Consider the following 14,163-nt stretch of genomic DNA (forward strand, 5'->3'; position numbering starts at 1 on the left):
ACAATCCGGCCGCGGCGGGAAGTGCGGCCGGTTCAGGGCCTGGGCGGCCCGAGAATCCGGCCGCGGCGGGAAAGTGCGGCCAGTTCAGGGCCTGGGTGGCCCGAGAATCCCGCCGCGGCGGGAATCCGAACCGGGCCGAGACCGGCGAGGCGGCGAGCAGGCCTGGGTTACGCCGCGGCCGCGGGCGCCGACCTGGGCTCGCGGAGGGCGACGCCGAAGAAGACGAAAGCGATGCCGACGGCGATCGCCATCGCGCAGACGCCGAAGGCGACCACCGAGGTGAACAGCGACGCCTGCAGGAAGGACGACGTCATCGCCGTGTCCCGATTGGGGTCGTCCTTGTCCAGCTCGGCGTACGTCTTGCCGCCGGTGATCTTCATCGTGTGCTCGTCGATCACGGTGGCCTGGCAGTACGCGCTGATCGGGCCGGCGACGTTGCGTCCGGCGCTGCACGGGGCGTCGCTGGAGACGGTGATCTTCTGGCTGGACAGCGTGGTGCTCACCACGATCCAGACGAGGATGCCGGCGACGATGAAGATCGCGCCGAAGATGATGCCGACAAGAGGTGCCGCCTTGCGCATGCGCTCGGACCTTCCGGGTGGGGTGACGGAACGGACCCCTCGTGCCTAACGGAGATTCGGCGCAGTTCTCCGGCCGACTCGCCCAGGACTCCACACTGTTATCCAAATGTCTCCGCGCTCGTCACCTGTCTCGCAGACGATCGCAAGCGGGAACAGAACGCCGAGCGAGGACCCGAGCGGGTGGGCAGGTCAGCGGGCGAGCTCCTCGGAGACGATCTCGGCGGCCTCCCGGACCGCCCGCAGGGCGTCGATCGCGCCGGCCCGGTCGAACCCGGCCAGCCCGCAGGCCGGGGTGACCAGCAGCCGGCCGGACACGTCCGGTCCGAGGCCCAGCGCGCGCAACGGCCGGAGCGCCCGGTCGGCGACCCCGCGGGCGTTCGGCCGCCCGGGCTCGCGCCCCCGATCGGTCCGCAGCGCGCCGAGCCCGATCAACGTCCCGGCCTCGAGCGCCTCGGCCACCTGGTCCCAGGTCCGCGAGTCGGCGCGGTCCACGTCCAGCATCAGCCCGGTCACTCCGGCCCGGCGGAGCAGCTCGACCGGGACGTCCGCGGCGCAGCAGTGCACCAGCACGGGCGTCGCGGCGCCGGCGGCCTCCAACCGCTCGACGAGCTGGCCGTACGTCCCGCTCACCTCGGGCCGGTCGACGGCCCGGTGCCGGTGCAGCCCGCTCGCGGTCCGTACCCCGCCGGCGAGCACGGCCGGCAGCAGCGGCTCGTCGAGTTGGACCAGCCACTCGACCTCGGGCAGCCGGCGGCGCAGGTCGAGCACCAGCTGCGCGATCCCCTCGGCCAGCGACTGGCCGAGCTCGCGCCGGGCCCCGCGGTCGGCCAGCACCCGGTCACCGCGCGGGCGCTCCATCGACGCGGCCAGCGTCCACGGACCGCCGACGGACAGCTTCACCGGACCGGCGTAGCCCTGCGCTTGCTCCTCCAGTTGATCGAGATCGGAGCGCAGGACGGCGCGCGCCTGGCGGTGCTCGCGGCCGGAGGAGTCGCTCAATCGCCAGCCGGCCGGCTGCAGGTCCACCGGCAGCTCGTGCAGCAGCGCCGTCGCCCGGCCGATCATCCCAGCCGCGGGTCCGCGCTGCGGCAGCTCCGGCAGGTAGGGCAGGTCGGGGCACTCGGCGAAGGCGATCTTGACCGCCTCGGTCAGGTCGGTTCCCGGCCAGGAACCGATGCCGGTGCTGCGGACCGGCGCGGGATCGCTCATCGGGCGCGGCTCATCGGGTGCGGCTCATCGAGCGCTGGCGATGGTGGAGCTGCCGACCACCCGGGTGCCGTCGTACAGCACCGCCGCCTGACCGGGCGCCACGCCGGCGAGCGCCGCGCCGACGTCGATGCTGACCCGATCGTCGTCGGCGCTGACCTCGGCCGGCACCGGCTCGCCGTGCGCCCGGACCTGGACCCGGCCCGACCACCGGCCGGACGGGCGGCCGCCGGTCCAGACCGGACGGGCGCCGACGATGTGGCGGACCGTCAGCGCGGACCGCGGTCCCACGGTGACGGTGTTGGTCACCGGCGAGATGTCCAGCACGTAGCGCGGCAGCCCGTCGTCGGCAGGCACCCCGAGCCGGAGGCCTCGGCGCTGGCCGACGGTGAAGTGGTGGGTGCCCTGGTGGCTGCCGACCGTCCGGCCGTCGGTGTCGACGATCTCGCCCGGCGTCGTACCGAGCCGACGGTCGAGGAACCCGGCAGTGTCGCCGTCGGCAATGAAGCAGATGTCGTGGCTGTCGGGCTTGGCGGCCACGGACAGGCCCCGGGCAGCGGCCTCGGCCCGGACCTCGGACTTGAGCGAGTCGCCCAGCGGGAAGAACGACCTGGCCAGCTGGTCGGCGGTCAGCACACCGAGGACGTACGACTGGTCCTTGCCGTCGTCAACGGCGCGGTGCAGCTCGACCCCGTCGGGGCCGGACACCAGCCGTGCATAGTGCCCGGTGCAGACGGCGTCGAAGCCGAGCGCCACCGCGCGGTCCAGTACGGCGGCGAACTTGATCTTCTCGTTGCAGCGCAGGCAGGGGTTGGGGGTTCGGCCGGCCGCGTACTCGGCGACGAAGTCGTCCACCACGTCCTCGGCGAACCGGTCGGACAGGTCCCAGACATAGAAGGGGATGCCCAGGGCGTCGGCGGCGCGGCGCGCGTCGTGGGCGTCCTCCTTGGAGCAGCAGCCGCGCGCGCCGGAGCGGAACGACAGCGGGTTCTTCGACAGGGCCAGATGGACGCCGGTGACGTCGTGACCGGCGTCGACGGCGCGGGCGGCGGCGACCGCTGAGTCGACGCCGCCGGACATGGCAGCCAGGATCTTCATCGCCGGGTCACCCTACTCGGGCACCGGCCACGGCGCCCGCCATCCGTGCCCGCGCCAGCGCCTCGGGCAGCGCGGCGATCAGTGCGTCGATGTCGGCCGGTGCGGTGCTGCGGCCGAGGGAGAACCGGAGCGTGCTCCGCGCATCGCGTTCGGTCCGGCCCATCGCCAGCAGCACGTGGCTCGGTTCGGCGACCCCGGCCGAGCAGGCCGACCCGGTCGCGCAGTCGATGCCCGCGGCGTCCAGCAGCATCATCATCGCGTCCGCCTCGCAACCGGGGAACGTCACGCTGAGGATGCCGGGCAGCGTGGCGACATCGTCCGGTGTGTTGACGACGACATCGGGCGCGATCGTTCGCAGCCGGGCGGTCAGCTCGGCCCGCAGCTCTCGCAGCCGTACGTCCTCCGCGGCCCGGTCTCCGTCGGCGACCTCGATCGCGGCGGCGAAGCCGGCGATCGCCGCGACGTCGATCGTCCCGGAGCGCAGGTCGCGCTCCTGGCCGCCGCCGTGCAGCATCGGGGTCAGCTCGAGCCCGCGGCGGATCACCAGCGCGCCGATCCCGACCGGCCCGCCGAGCTTGTGCGACGTACAACTCATCAGGTCAAGACCGCTCGCCCCGAAGTCGACGCTGACGTGGCCGACGGCCTGCACGGCGTCGCTGTGGCTGAGCGCACCGCGGGCAGCTGCCAGCTCGGCGACCTCGCGGACCGGCTGGAGCGTACCCACCTCGTTGTTGGCCCACATCACCGAGACGACCGCGGTCCGCTCGTCCACCAGATCGGCCAGCGCGGCCAGGGCGAGCCGGGCGCCGCCATCCACCGGCGCCAGAGCGACCTCACCGCCCTGCTCGCGGACCCAGCCGGCGGTGTCCAGCACGGCGTGGTGCTCGATCGCACTGACCACGACGCCGGCCCGCGCCGGCTGGTCGGTCGCGGCTCGGCCGGACCACCAGGCGCCCTTGACGGCGAGGTTGTCGGCCTCGGTGCCGCCGGAGGTGAAAACGACCTCCACCGGCAACGCGCCGAGCCGGGCGGCGATCGACTCCCGCGCATCTTCCACCACCCGCCGGGCCGTCCGCCCGGAGCCGTGCAGGCTGGACGCGTTGCCGACCGTCGCGAACTGCCGGGTCATCGCCTCGATCGCCTCGGGCACCATCGGGGTGGTCGCGGCGTGATCGAGATACACCCTGCGCATGGCTCATAGTCTGCCTGGTCGCCTCCGAGCCCCGGAAACTGTGCGCGTCTTGCAGCGACACGCCGCCCGGGACTGCGAGAACTGCACACTTTCCGGGTGCGGGGGCCGGTGGGGCGTCGGAGGGCGCATGCCGGGGCGGCCGGGCGGCGACTCCGCACCCTACGCAGCCGGCCCGGGGCGGACTCCGCACCCCGCCCAGCCGGCCCAGGCGGACTCCGCACCCCGTACATCCGGCCGGAGTGGACTCCGCACCCCCCGTACAGCCGGCCCGAGTGGACTCCGCACCCGGTACAGCCGGCCCCGAGTGGACTCCGCACCCCGCAGGTGCACTTCGCACCCGGCATGCAGGGTGCGGAGTGGATCTCCGCGGTGCGGAGTCCCTTCGTCGGCGCCGAGGCCTGTCCACAGGTCGCCGTCGAGCCGTCGGTGGGGCGAAAAAGTTGTCCACAGATCTACCTGACGGTCGGTCCCACCCCTTGCAATCTGCATTGTGATGTGCGGATGGACGACATCATCTCGCTCGACACCCTCCGAGCTCGTGGGCTCGATCATCCAGAGATCAGGCGCCTCGTGCGCTCCGGCGAGCTCGAACGCGTACGCCGCGGGGTCTTCATGCGCCCCTCGTCGCCGTGCACCGTCGAGGAGCGGCACCGTCGACTGGTCCGGGCGACCTCGCGGTTCCTCGGCGAGGGTGCCGTGATCAGCCACTTTTCGGCAGCCACACTCCACCGGCTCCCTGTCTGGCCCGACGCCATCGGCCGAGTTCACCTGACGCACCCGAGGAGCTACGGCGGGAAGCGCCGGGACAGTGTCCACGTGCACCTGGGCCGCCTCCCGCCCGACGACGTCGTGCGGATCGACGGCATCCCGGTCACCAGCCTCGCGCGTACGGTCCTCGACCTCGGCCGGTCCGCCACGCTGGCCCAGACCGTGGCCGCCGGTGATCGCGCCCTGTTGCTCGGCCTGACCGGTCACGAGCTCGCGGAAGGTCTGTCCCGGATGGAGCGCTGGCCCGGTACCCGCCAGGCGCGGCAGGCCGTCGCCATGCTGGATCCACGGAGCGAGAGCGCCGGCGAATCGGCGAGCCGGGTCGAGCTGATCAACCAGAACCTGCCCCACCCGGAGCTCCAGCTGGAGATCGTCGACGGCCGCGGCGACTTCGTCGCGCGCAGCGACTTCGGTTGGGCCGAGCAGCGAACCGTGGGCGAGTTCGATGGCAAGATCAAGTACGGCCGGCTGCTCAGGCCGGGCGAGACGGTCGAGGATGTCGTCTGGGACGAGAAGCTCCGAGAGGACGCCATCCGAGACGCCGGCTGGCAGGTCGTCCGGTGGACCTGGGCCGATCTCCGACGCCCGGAGGTCATTCGCGATCGGATCCTGCGCGCCTTCGACCGGTCCGCCGCCGGGCGCCCTCGATCCGGGTGGTGAACCCGTTCGCGTCCGACGACGCCGCCGCACTCCGCACCCCGGAGGGCGACTCCGCACCCTGCGCGCAGGGTGCGGAGTCCAGTTCCGGGGTGCGGAGTCGCACGGGGGGTGGTTGGCCGGGGTGCGGAGTCGCACGGGGGCGGTTGGCCGGGGTGGAGTCGCACGGGGGCGGTTGGCCGCGGTGCGGAGTCCGCACGGGGGCGGTGGCCGGGGTGCGGAGTCGCTGCCCGGGGTGCGGAGTCGCACGAGGGGCGGTTGGCCGCGCGGAGGCGCGCTACTTGCGCGAGGCGGGCTACTTGCGCGCGGCGATCTCCTTCGTGACGGCGGGGAGGACGGTGTGCAGGTCGCCGACCACGCCGAGATCGGCCAGGGCGAAGATCGGGGCCTCCGGATCCTTGTTCACCACCACGATCGACTTCGAGGTCTGCATGCCCGCGCGGTGCTGGATGGCGCCGGAGATGCCGGCGGCGACGTACAGCTGCGGGGAGACGGTCTTGCCGGTCTGGCCCACCTGGTACGCGTGCGGGTACCAGCCGGAGTCCACCGCCGCGCGGGACGCCCCGACCGCCGCGCCGAGCGCATCCGCGAGCGCCTCGACCTGGGCGAAGTCACCGCCGGTGCCGCGGCCGCCGGAGACCACGATCGCGGCTTCGGTCAGCTCGGGCCGGCCGCTCGCGGCCTTCTCCTCGACCTTCACGATCCGGGCCCCCTTGGCCGCGTCGGAGATGCTCACCGACGCCTCCTCCACGGTGCCCGCTGCCTGGGCGGGCTCCGGGGCGACCGCATTCGGCTTGACCGTGATCACCGGGGTGCCGTGGGTGACCGAGGCGCTGACCGTCCAGTTGCCGGCGAACACCGACTGCACGGTCGAGCCGTCGGAGCTGACGTCGACCGCATCGGTGATCAGCCCGGACCCGAGCTTCACCGCCAGCCGGCCGGCGACCTCCTTGCCCTCGGCGCCGGAGCTGATCAGCACGGCCGCGGCGCCGGTGGACGACGCCAGCTGGGCCAGCGCCTCCGCCTTCGGAGCCACCAGGAACTCCTCGAACGCCGGGTCGGCGACCGCGAGCACCCGCTCCGCGCCGTACTCGCCCAGCTTCGCGGCGGCACCGGCGTCGGCGGAGCCGAAGACGACCGCGACCGGTGTGCCGATCCGGCGCGCCAGGGTGAGCAGTTCCAGGCTCGGCTTGGCGACGCCGCCGTCGACCAGGTCGGCCACCACCAAAACGTCAGACATGTTGTTGCGCTCCCCTTCTCAGATGTACTTGCCGGCGGCCAGGAACTCGATCAGCGACGCGGCGCCCGAGCCGTCCTCGTCGGTCACCACACGACCGGCCTCCTTGGGCGGCCGGGGTGCGGTCTGCGCGACCTTGGTCCAGGCCGCGTCCAGCCCGACCGAACCCTCCTCGATGCCGAGGTCGGACAGGGTCAGCTCCTCGACCGGCTTCTTCTTGGCCGCGAGAATGCCCTTCATCGACGGGTAGCGCGCCTCGCCGGACTGGTCGGTGACGCTGACCACGGCAGGCAGGTCCGCCTCGACGGTCAGGCTCGCGGTGTCGGTGTCGCGGCGGATGGTGACCGTCCGCCCGGCCAGCGAGAGGGTCGCGCCCATCGTCGCCGCCGGCCAGCCGAGGCGCTCGGCGATCATCGCCGGGACGACCCCCATCGAGCCGTCGGTCGAGGCCATCCCGCAGATCACCAGATCCGGGTCGGCCCGCTCGATCGCCGCCGCCAGGATCGCCGAGGTGCCCAGGGCGTCCGATCCGTGGATCGCGTCGTCGAGCACGTGGATCCCGGCCGAGGCACCCATCTGCAGGGCGCGCTTGATCGCGTCCGCCGCGTCGTCGGGGCCGACGGTGAGGGCCACCACCTCGACGTCGTCGCCGTCGTCGGCGAGCTGCAGGGCCTGCTCCACCGCATACTCGTCCAGCTCGGACAGCAGGCCGTCGCTCGCCTCGCGGTCGACCGTCCCGTCGTCGGCGAAACTGCGTTCACCGGTCGCGTCGGGGACGTACTTCACACAGACGACGATCTTCATCTCGCTCGCTCCATCGCTCTCGCTGCTCACCTTCGGGCTATATTACTCGCGAGTAACTTAGTCTACGCCATCAGGTCCGGGCCGCGGCCGGCCGAGTGGGTCTCACAGTAGTGCCGCGGACGTATCAGGCGAGCTCGCCGGACTTCTTCCGATCAGGCGGAGGGCTTGGGGAGCACAGCGATGGGGCGTGACCGGGAGAGGAGTCTCCGGGTCACGCCCCGCGCCCGTTCGGAGAACGACGCGACGAGCCGGCCGGCGGTCCGGCTGCTCGGCCCGCTCAGCGTCGAGTACGACGGCCGGCGGGTCGACCTCGGACCGGCTCGGCAGCGGTCCGTGCTGGCCGTGCTGCTGCTCGCCGCCGGCCGGCCGGTCGGGATCGGCGAGCTGGCCGAGCGGGTCTGGGGTCAAGAGCCGCCGGTGGCCGCCGGACAGGCCCTGCGCAGCTACATCTGCCGGCTGCGGCAATCCCTGTCCGGCGTCGCCGGGTTGAGCATCGAGCGCTCCGCCGGCGGGTACGTCCTCGCCTGCGACCCCGACACCGTCGATCTGGCACGCGCCTGCCGGCTCCGCGGGCTGGCCCGGAGCCGGCTGGACTCCGGCGACGCCGCCGCTGCCCTGGTGGCGCTCGGCGAGGCCATGGAAATCAGCCGCGAGGAGCCGCTGGCCGGGCTGGCCTCCCCCTGGCTGGACGACCAGCGCCGCGCCCTCGCCCACGAGCGCCGCTGCCTGGAGCTGGAGCACAACGATCTCGCGCTCCGGCTCGGCGAGGCCGAACGCATCCTGCCGGCCCTGATCGCGGCGAGCGCCGCCGAGCCGTACGACGAGCGCCTGGCCGGTCAGCTGGTCCTCGCCCTGCACCGGACCGGACGGACCAGCGAGGCGCTGACGACGTACGACCGGGTGCGGCGCCGGTTGCGCGACGAGCTGGGCACCGAGCCGGGTCCGGCGCTGCGCGAGGTACAGCAGCTCGTGCTGCAGTCCGGATCGGCAGCCCGGCCCACCGGCCGGCGGGGCGACGGGTCGGGCGGCGATCGGCCGGTCCCGCACCAGCTGCCGCCCGGACCGGCGGGCTTCGTCGACCGGCTCGACCAGCGCGTCCGGCTCGATCGGGCGCTGCTGCGGGACACGACCGAGTGCCGGGTCGTGGCGCTGACCGGCACCGGCGGTGTGGGCAAGACCTCGCTGGCCGTCCGCTGGGCCCGCGACCACGCCGCCGACTTCCCGGACGGCCAGCTGTTCGTCGACCTCCGCGGCTTCGATTCCGGTCGGCGCCCGATGTCGACCGAGAGCGCGCTGCACTGCCTGGTGCTGGCGCTCGGCGCGGACCCGGCCGCGGTCCCCGCCGAGCTGGACGCGCTGGTCGGCCTCTACCGCACCCTGCTCGCCGGCCGCCGGGTGCTGGTGGTCGCCGACAACGCGGCCGACTCCGCCCATGCCCGGCCGCTGCTGCCGCCATCCGGTCCGGCCGCAGCGATGGTCACCAGCCGGTCGGCAATGACCGGTCTGGCCGCCGATCCGGGGGCCACCCTGCTGCCGCTGGCGATGCTGGCGCCGAACGGCTCGCGCGCGCTGCTGAGCGAACGGCTGGGCGCCGACCGGGTGGCCACCGAGCCGGCCGCGGTGGCGAGCATCGTCGCGGCCTGCGCAGGCCTGCCGCTGGCGCTCGCCGTGGTCGCCGGTCGCGGCGCGTTGACCCCGCACCTGCCGCTGGCGGCGCTGGCCGAGGAGCTCTCCGACGAGCTGACCCGGCTGTCCGCCCTCGGTGGAGACGACCCGGCCCGCGATCTGGAGACCGCGCTGGCGTCCTCCGTTGCGGCCCTGGCCCCGGCGACGGCTGAGGCGTTCGCCCTGCTCGGTCTCGCCCCCGGTCCGACCCTGGCGCCGGACGCCGTCGCCGCGGTCTGCGGGGTGCCGCCGGCCAGGGCAGCGGCGCTCCTGCGCGACCTGGCCGCGCTGCACCTGGTCGAGCAGCCCTACGCCGGCCGGTTCCGGATGCACGACCTGGTGAAGCTGTACGCCGCCCAGCTGGGCCGCGCCCGGCCCGACGCCGGCGCCGCCGTGGACCGGCTGCTCGACTTCTACCGGGGCCGCGCCGGGCAGCCCGGCCGGGTCGGCGAGGAGTACGTCGCGGCCGAGACGGCCGCGCTGGTCGCCGCCACCGAGCTGGCGTCCGGCACCGGCCGGGACGCGGCCGCCTGCGACCTGGCGCACTGCCTGGAGGACCGCCTGGGGGCGATCGGCTGCTGGCGCGAGCTCGGCCGGCTGTCCGAGCTGGCCGTGGCCGGGGCGGCCCGGCTCGCCGACCCGCGCCGCGAGATCGCGGCACTGGTGGGGCTCGGCCGGAGCCGGATCGGGCTGCGGGCGTTCGGGCCGGCCGCTCCGGTGCTCGAGCTCGCCCTGCAGCGCGCCCAGCGGTTGGCCGACCCGGGCGTGGAGGCCGGGGTGCACCGCGCGCTGGCCCGGCTGGCGGCCAAGCAAGGCCGGCACGACCTGGCCCTGCCGCACGACGTCCGGGCGCTGGAGCTGCAGGCGACCGCGGGCGACCGGCTCGGCCAGGCGAACTCCTACAACGCGATCGGCTGGCACCAGGCCCACCTCGATGCCGCCGCGGAGGCGCTGCCCAACTGCCGCCGCGCGCTGGCGCTGTTCGAGGAGCTGGACGACCGCTCCGGCCAGGCGATCACGCTGGACAGCATCGGCTACGCGCTCGGGGCCCTGGGCCGGCACGACGAGGCGGTCTGGGCGTACCGGCGATCCGCCGAGCTGGCCGAGCAGCTGGGCTGGCGCGTGATCCGGGCCGAGACCCTGAGCAGCCTGGCGCAGAGCTATGCCGCCGCCGGCCGGGGGGAGGATGCGCGCCGGGCCCGGGCGGACGCGGCCGGGCTGCTCCGGCTGGCGGGCGTGCTGGCCGCCTGAACTCACCACGGCTCCGCCGAAGCAGGGGCAGAATGCGAGAGGGCGGACGCCACCGAGCGCGAGGAGTGGGCAGATGGCCGGAACCAAGGACGACCCGTGGCAGCTGACGACCGCGCCCGGCACGTCGACGTACACGATGTGGGCCGATGACAGCCTGGACGAGCCGACGCTGTTCTGTCAGGTCGGAACGACTCAGCTGCGGTACCGGCTGCGGGCGATCGACGACCTGCACGACTGGCTGCTGAGCCGGGGCGACTGGGTCGACCTCGGCGCGGCCGACGAGCAGAAGCCGGCTGCCCCGGGCACCGTCGAGGCGTTCGGCCGGGCCGAGGACAACCCGGTCGGCGGCTGGTACGGGCTGCGTAAGGGCTACCGCGGCCGGTTCGGGATGTACGTCCCCCCGCTGCTGGAGCTGCTCGGGCGCGCCGAGCTCACCCACCAGCCGCGGAACAACAAGGTCCGCGCGCTCCCCCGCTGATAGCACCCGCGCGGGGACCGGCTCAGCGGCCGACGAACCGCGCCTTGCCCGGACCCTGCTCGACGAACGAGGTCATGCCGATGGTCCGGTCCTCGGTCGCGAACAGCCCGGCGAACAACCCCCGCTCCAGCTCCAGGCCGGTGGACAGGTCGACGTCCAGGCCCCGGTCGATCGCCGTCTTGGCGGCCCGCAGGGCGATCGAGGCCGCGCCGACGAACTGCCGGGCCCAGGCCAGCGCGGTGGGCAGCACGTCGGCGGCCGGCACGACCTGGTCGACCAGGCCGATCCGCAGCGCCTCGTCGGCCTGCACGAACCGGCCGGTGAAGATCAGCTCCTTGGCCCGCGCCGGCCCGACCAGCCGCGCCAGCCGCTGGGTCCCGCCGGCACCCGGGATGATGCCGAGCTTGATCTCGGGCTGGCCCAGCACGGCCTCGTCGGAGGCGATCCGGACGTCGGCGCACAGCGCCAGCTCGCAGCCGCCGCCGAGCGCGTAGCCGTTGATCGCCGCCACTACCGGCTTGCCGATCCGGGCGACGGCGGAGAAGGTGTCCTGCAGCACGACCGACTGGCCGACCATGTCGGCGTAGGTCATGGTGGCCATCTCCTTGATGTCCGCGCCGGCGGCGAACACGTGCTCGCCGCCGGTGAGGACGACGGCGGCCACGTCATCGCGGGCGTCGATTTGCGCCGCCGCCTCGCCGATGCGACGCTGGATCCCGGCGTTGAGCGCGTTCATCTTCGGCCGGTCCAGCCGGAGCACAGCGACTCCGTCGGACACCTCCACCCGGACCTCGTCGGCTGCCTCGCTCATGGCGCGACTCTAGACGGGCGGGCCGACGCCTCGCCGCGGCACCGGCCGCCGCGTCGCAACTTCCCTGCTGTCCGGCACGGCGAGATGTATTCCAAAGCTCCGCGGCGCCATCTTTACGGGCAAAATAGTGCCAGCCTCGGCGGGAATATCGTCTGAACGTCCAGACAAGCCAACTGCACCACATCCTCCCCAAGAGGGCGCTCGACCCGAAAGGGCAACCCGATATGACAACGATCGACATCTTCGACACCGAGCCTCCCGACACGGTCGCGGCGGCGACCTCGGTCGACACCAGCCGGCTCGGCGCGCACGTCCGCGACGGCGGCACCGAGTTCGGGCTGTGGGCTCCCCGGGCGACCCGGGTGGAGCTCGCCCTGGTGGCGGAGGACCGCAGCCAGCAGAACTACGACATGACCGTCTCCGGCGACGGGATCTGGACCAGCTTCGTGCCCGGCGCGGGCCCCGGCCAGCGCTACGGCTACCGGGTGCACGGCGAGTGGGCGCCCGAGCGCGGCGCCCGGTTCAACCCGGCCAAGCTGCTGCTGGACCCGTACGCCCGGGCCATCACCTCGGGCGTCGACTACTCCGGCCCAATCCTGGACCACACCCCCGAGTCGGACTACGAGCCGGACCCGACCGACTCCGCGACCGCGGTGCCGCTCAGCGTGGTGGTCGGCAACACGCCCGCCCCGGCGCCGCTGCGGCGCCGCCGCCGGATGGCCGAGAGCGTTGTCTACGAGTTGCACGTCAAGGGCTTCACCCAGCTGCACCCGGCGGTGCCCGAGCACCTGCGCGGGACGTACGCCGGGCTGGCCTATCCCGCGGTCGTCCAGCACCTGCTGGACCTGGGGGTGACCGCGGTCGAGCTGCTGCCGGTGCACCACTTCGTTTCGGAGCCGTTCCTGATCGGGCGCGGCCTGGCGAACTACTGGGGCTACAACACGCTGGGCTTCTTCGCCCCGCACGCCGCGTACTGCTCGGTCGGCACGATGGGTGAGCAGGTCCGCGAGTTCAAGGAGATGGTCTCCGCGCTGCACGAGGCCGGCATCGAGGTGATCCTCGACGTGGTCTACAACCACACCGGCGAGGGCGGCCACGAGGGGCCGACGCTGGCCTTTCGGGGCATCGACCACGCCGGCTACTACCGGCTGACCGACGACCTGCGGACCGACTACGACGTGACCGGCTGCGGCAACTCGGTGGACAGCTCCGAGCCGGGCACGCTGCGGCTGATCATCGACTCGCTGCGCTACTGGGTGAGTGAGATGGGCGTCGACGGCTTCCGCTTCGACCTGGTCACCACGCTGCTGCGCGACCGCCACCACCACGTCGACCAGCGGCACCCGTTCAAGGAGATCCTGCGCACCGACCCGGTGCTGTCGAAGGTCAAGCTGATCGCCGAGCCGTGGGACCTGGGGCCGTACGGCTATCAGGTCGGGTCGTTCGGCGACGACTGGAGCGAGTGGAACGACCGGTTCCGCAACCACGTCCGGGACTTCTGGCGGGGCAACACCCACGGGGTCGGCGAGCTGGCGCAGCGGCTGGTCGGCTCGCCGGACATCTTCGACTACCAGAACCGGCCGGCCACGGCGAGCATCAACTTCGTCACCGCCCACGACGGGTTCACCATGCGTGACCTGGTGACCTACAACGTCAAGCACAACGGGGCGAACGGGGAGTCCAACCGGGACGGCACCGACGACAACCGGTCCTGGAACTGCGGCTACGAGGGCGAGACCGACGATCCGGAGATCAAGGCGCTCCGGCACCGGCAGGCCCAGAACCTGATGGCGACCCTGGTGCTGGCTGCCGGAGTTCCGATGATCACCGCCGGTGACGAGCTCGGCCGCACCCAGCAGGGCAACAACAACGCCTACTGTCAGGACTCGCACATCTCCTGGGTGCACTGGGACACCGAGGCGGCCTGGGCGGACCAGACCGACCTGACCCAGGCACTGCTGCGGTTGCGAGCCGAGCACCCGGTGCTGCGCCGGACCTGGTTCCGGCACGGCGAGACCATCCTGGACAGCACCGGCACGCCGACCGGCCGGAAGAACCTCGCCTGGTTCGGCGGCCGCAGCGCCGAGATGACCGAGGCCGACTGGCAGGACGGCACCCGCCGCACGCTCGGCATCTACCTGGCCGACGACTCCCCCGACCGGGAGGCCGACGACGCGTTCCTGATCTGGATCCACGGCGGCGCCGACCCGGTCCAGGTCGCGCTGCCGGACGGATTCTGGGCGTCGACCTACCGGGTGCTGGCCCATTCCGGGATCGAGGGCGAGCTGCCGACCGGCAAGCTGGCCGCCGGGACGACGTTGGAGCTCCCCGGACGGACGGTCGCGATCCTCCAGGTCGACTAGTCGGACGCCAGCTCAGAACTCGTACGACCGGACGCGGTCCACCGCACAGATG

The 14,163-nt window shown here is 73.3% G+C and carries 11 protein-coding genes; 4 read left to right on the forward strand and 7 right to left on the reverse strand.

All coding sequences use genetic code 11. The features are described from left to right. Positions 1-167: 167 nt before the first annotated feature. The 4 genes from ABD747_RS05565 to ABD747_RS05580 all read right to left on the reverse strand — a co-directional run bounded on the left by ABD747_RS05565 (position 168) and on the right by ABD747_RS05580 (position 4,077). A complete protein-coding gene (locus ABD747_RS05565) occupies positions 168-581 on the reverse strand; it encodes an aromatic ring-opening dioxygenase LigA (RefSeq protein ID WP_344802213.1) in 414 nt (137 codons plus the stop codon). A gap of 189 nt (positions 582-770) precedes the next feature. Continuing rightward, a complete protein-coding gene (locus tag ABD747_RS05570) occupies positions 771-1,790 on the reverse strand; it encodes a uroporphyrinogen decarboxylase/cobalamine-independent methonine synthase family protein (protein ID WP_344802215.1) in 1,020 nt (339 codons plus the stop codon). A 24-nt stretch (positions 1,791-1,814) separates the two neighbouring features. Beyond that, positions 1,815-2,885: a tRNA 2-thiouridine(34) synthase MnmA gene (mnmA, locus tag ABD747_RS05575; RefSeq protein WP_344802217.1), complete on the reverse strand. Its 1,071-nt coding sequence runs from the start codon at positions 2,883-2,885 to the stop codon at positions 1,815-1,817. A gap of 7 nt (positions 2,886-2,892) precedes the next feature. Continuing rightward, on the reverse strand, positions 2,893-4,077 hold the full coding sequence (locus ABD747_RS05580) for a cysteine desulfurase family protein (protein ID WP_344802219.1): 1,185 nt from the start codon (positions 4,075-4,077) through the stop codon (positions 2,893-2,895). A 501-nt stretch (positions 4,078-4,578) separates the two neighbouring features. On the opposite strand from ABD747_RS05580, the gene ABD747_RS05585 reads away from it, so the two are divergent. Continuing rightward, on the forward strand, positions 4,579-5,505 hold the full coding sequence (locus tag ABD747_RS05585) for a type IV toxin-antitoxin system AbiEi family antitoxin domain-containing protein (protein WP_344802221.1): 927 nt from the start codon (positions 4,579-4,581) through the stop codon (positions 5,503-5,505). A gap of 292 nt (positions 5,506-5,797) precedes the next feature. On the opposite strand, the gene ABD747_RS05590 is transcribed toward ABD747_RS05585, so the two are convergent. Continuing rightward, a complete protein-coding gene (locus tag ABD747_RS05590) occupies positions 5,798-6,742 on the reverse strand; it encodes an electron transfer flavoprotein subunit alpha/FixB family protein (protein WP_344802223.1) in 945 nt (314 codons plus the stop codon). Positions 6,743-6,760: 18 nt separating this feature from the next. Further along, on the reverse strand, positions 6,761-7,573 hold the full coding sequence (locus ABD747_RS05595; protein ID WP_344802225.1) for an electron transfer flavoprotein subunit beta/FixA family protein: 813 nt from the start codon (positions 7,571-7,573) through the stop codon (positions 6,761-6,763). A 150-nt stretch (positions 7,574-7,723) separates the two neighbouring features. On the opposite strand from ABD747_RS05595, the gene ABD747_RS05600 reads away from it, so the two are divergent. Together ABD747_RS05600 and ABD747_RS05605 are read left to right on the forward strand one after the other, a co-directional pair. Further along, entirely contained in the window at positions 7,724-10,459 is a 2,736-nt protein-coding gene (locus ABD747_RS05600; protein ID WP_344802227.1) for an AfsR/SARP family transcriptional regulator, read from the forward strand. A 73-nt stretch (positions 10,460-10,532) separates the two neighbouring features. Further along, entirely contained in the window at positions 10,533-10,937 is a 405-nt protein-coding gene (locus tag ABD747_RS05605; protein ID WP_344802229.1) for a DUF6855 family protein, read from the forward strand. A gap of 22 nt (positions 10,938-10,959) precedes the next feature. On the opposite strand, the gene ABD747_RS05610 is transcribed toward ABD747_RS05605, so the two are convergent. Next, entirely contained in the window at positions 10,960-11,748 is a 789-nt protein-coding gene (locus ABD747_RS05610; protein ID WP_344802231.1) for an enoyl-CoA hydratase/isomerase family protein, read from the reverse strand. A gap of 224 nt (positions 11,749-11,972) precedes the next feature. On the opposite strand from ABD747_RS05610, the gene glgX reads away from it, so the two are divergent. Next, the gene (glgX, locus tag ABD747_RS05615; protein WP_344802233.1) at positions 11,973-14,111 is read left to right on the forward strand and encodes a glycogen debranching protein GlgX; all 2,139 of its coding nucleotides are present in this window, start codon (positions 11,973-11,975) and stop codon (positions 14,109-14,111) included. Positions 14,112-14,163 lie beyond the last annotated feature (52 nt).

The organism is Microlunatus ginsengisoli, assembly GCF_039537205.1.
Lineage (GTDB): Bacteria > Actinomycetota > Actinomycetes > Propionibacteriales > Propionibacteriaceae > Microlunatus > Microlunatus ginsengisoli.

Coding starts and splice junctions, on each gene's coding strand:
- ABD747_RS05565 (WP_344802213.1), bottom strand. CDS start 581: ATGCGCAAGGCGGCACCTCTTGTCGGCATCATCTTCGGCGCGATCTTC.
- ABD747_RS05570 (WP_344802215.1), bottom strand. CDS start 1,790: ATGAGCGATCCCGCGCCGGTCCGCAGCACCGGCATCGGTTCCTGGCCG.
- mnmA (WP_344802217.1), bottom strand. CDS start 2,885: ATGAAGATCCTGGCTGCCATGTCCGGCGGCGTCGACTCAGCGGTCGCC.
- ABD747_RS05580 (WP_344802219.1), bottom strand. CDS start 4,077: ATGCGCAGGGTGTATCTCGATCACGCCGCGACCACCCCGATGGTGCCC.
- ABD747_RS05585 (WP_344802221.1), top strand. CDS start 4,579: ATGGACGACATCATCTCGCTCGACACCCTCCGAGCTCGTGGGCTCGAT.
- ABD747_RS05590 (WP_344802223.1), bottom strand. CDS start 6,742: ATGTCTGACGTTTTGGTGGTGGCCGACCTGGTCGACGGCGGCGTCGCC.
- ABD747_RS05600 (WP_344802227.1), top strand. CDS start 7,724: ATGGGGCGTGACCGGGAGAGGAGTCTCCGGGTCACGCCCCGCGCCCGT.
- ABD747_RS05605 (WP_344802229.1), top strand. CDS start 10,533: ATGGCCGGAACCAAGGACGACCCGTGGCAGCTGACGACCGCGCCCGGC.
- ABD747_RS05610 (WP_344802231.1), bottom strand. CDS start 11,748: ATGAGCGAGGCAGCCGACGAGGTCCGGGTGGAGGTGTCCGACGGAGTC.
- glgX (WP_344802233.1), top strand. CDS start 11,973: ATGACAACGATCGACATCTTCGACACCGAGCCTCCCGACACGGTCGCG.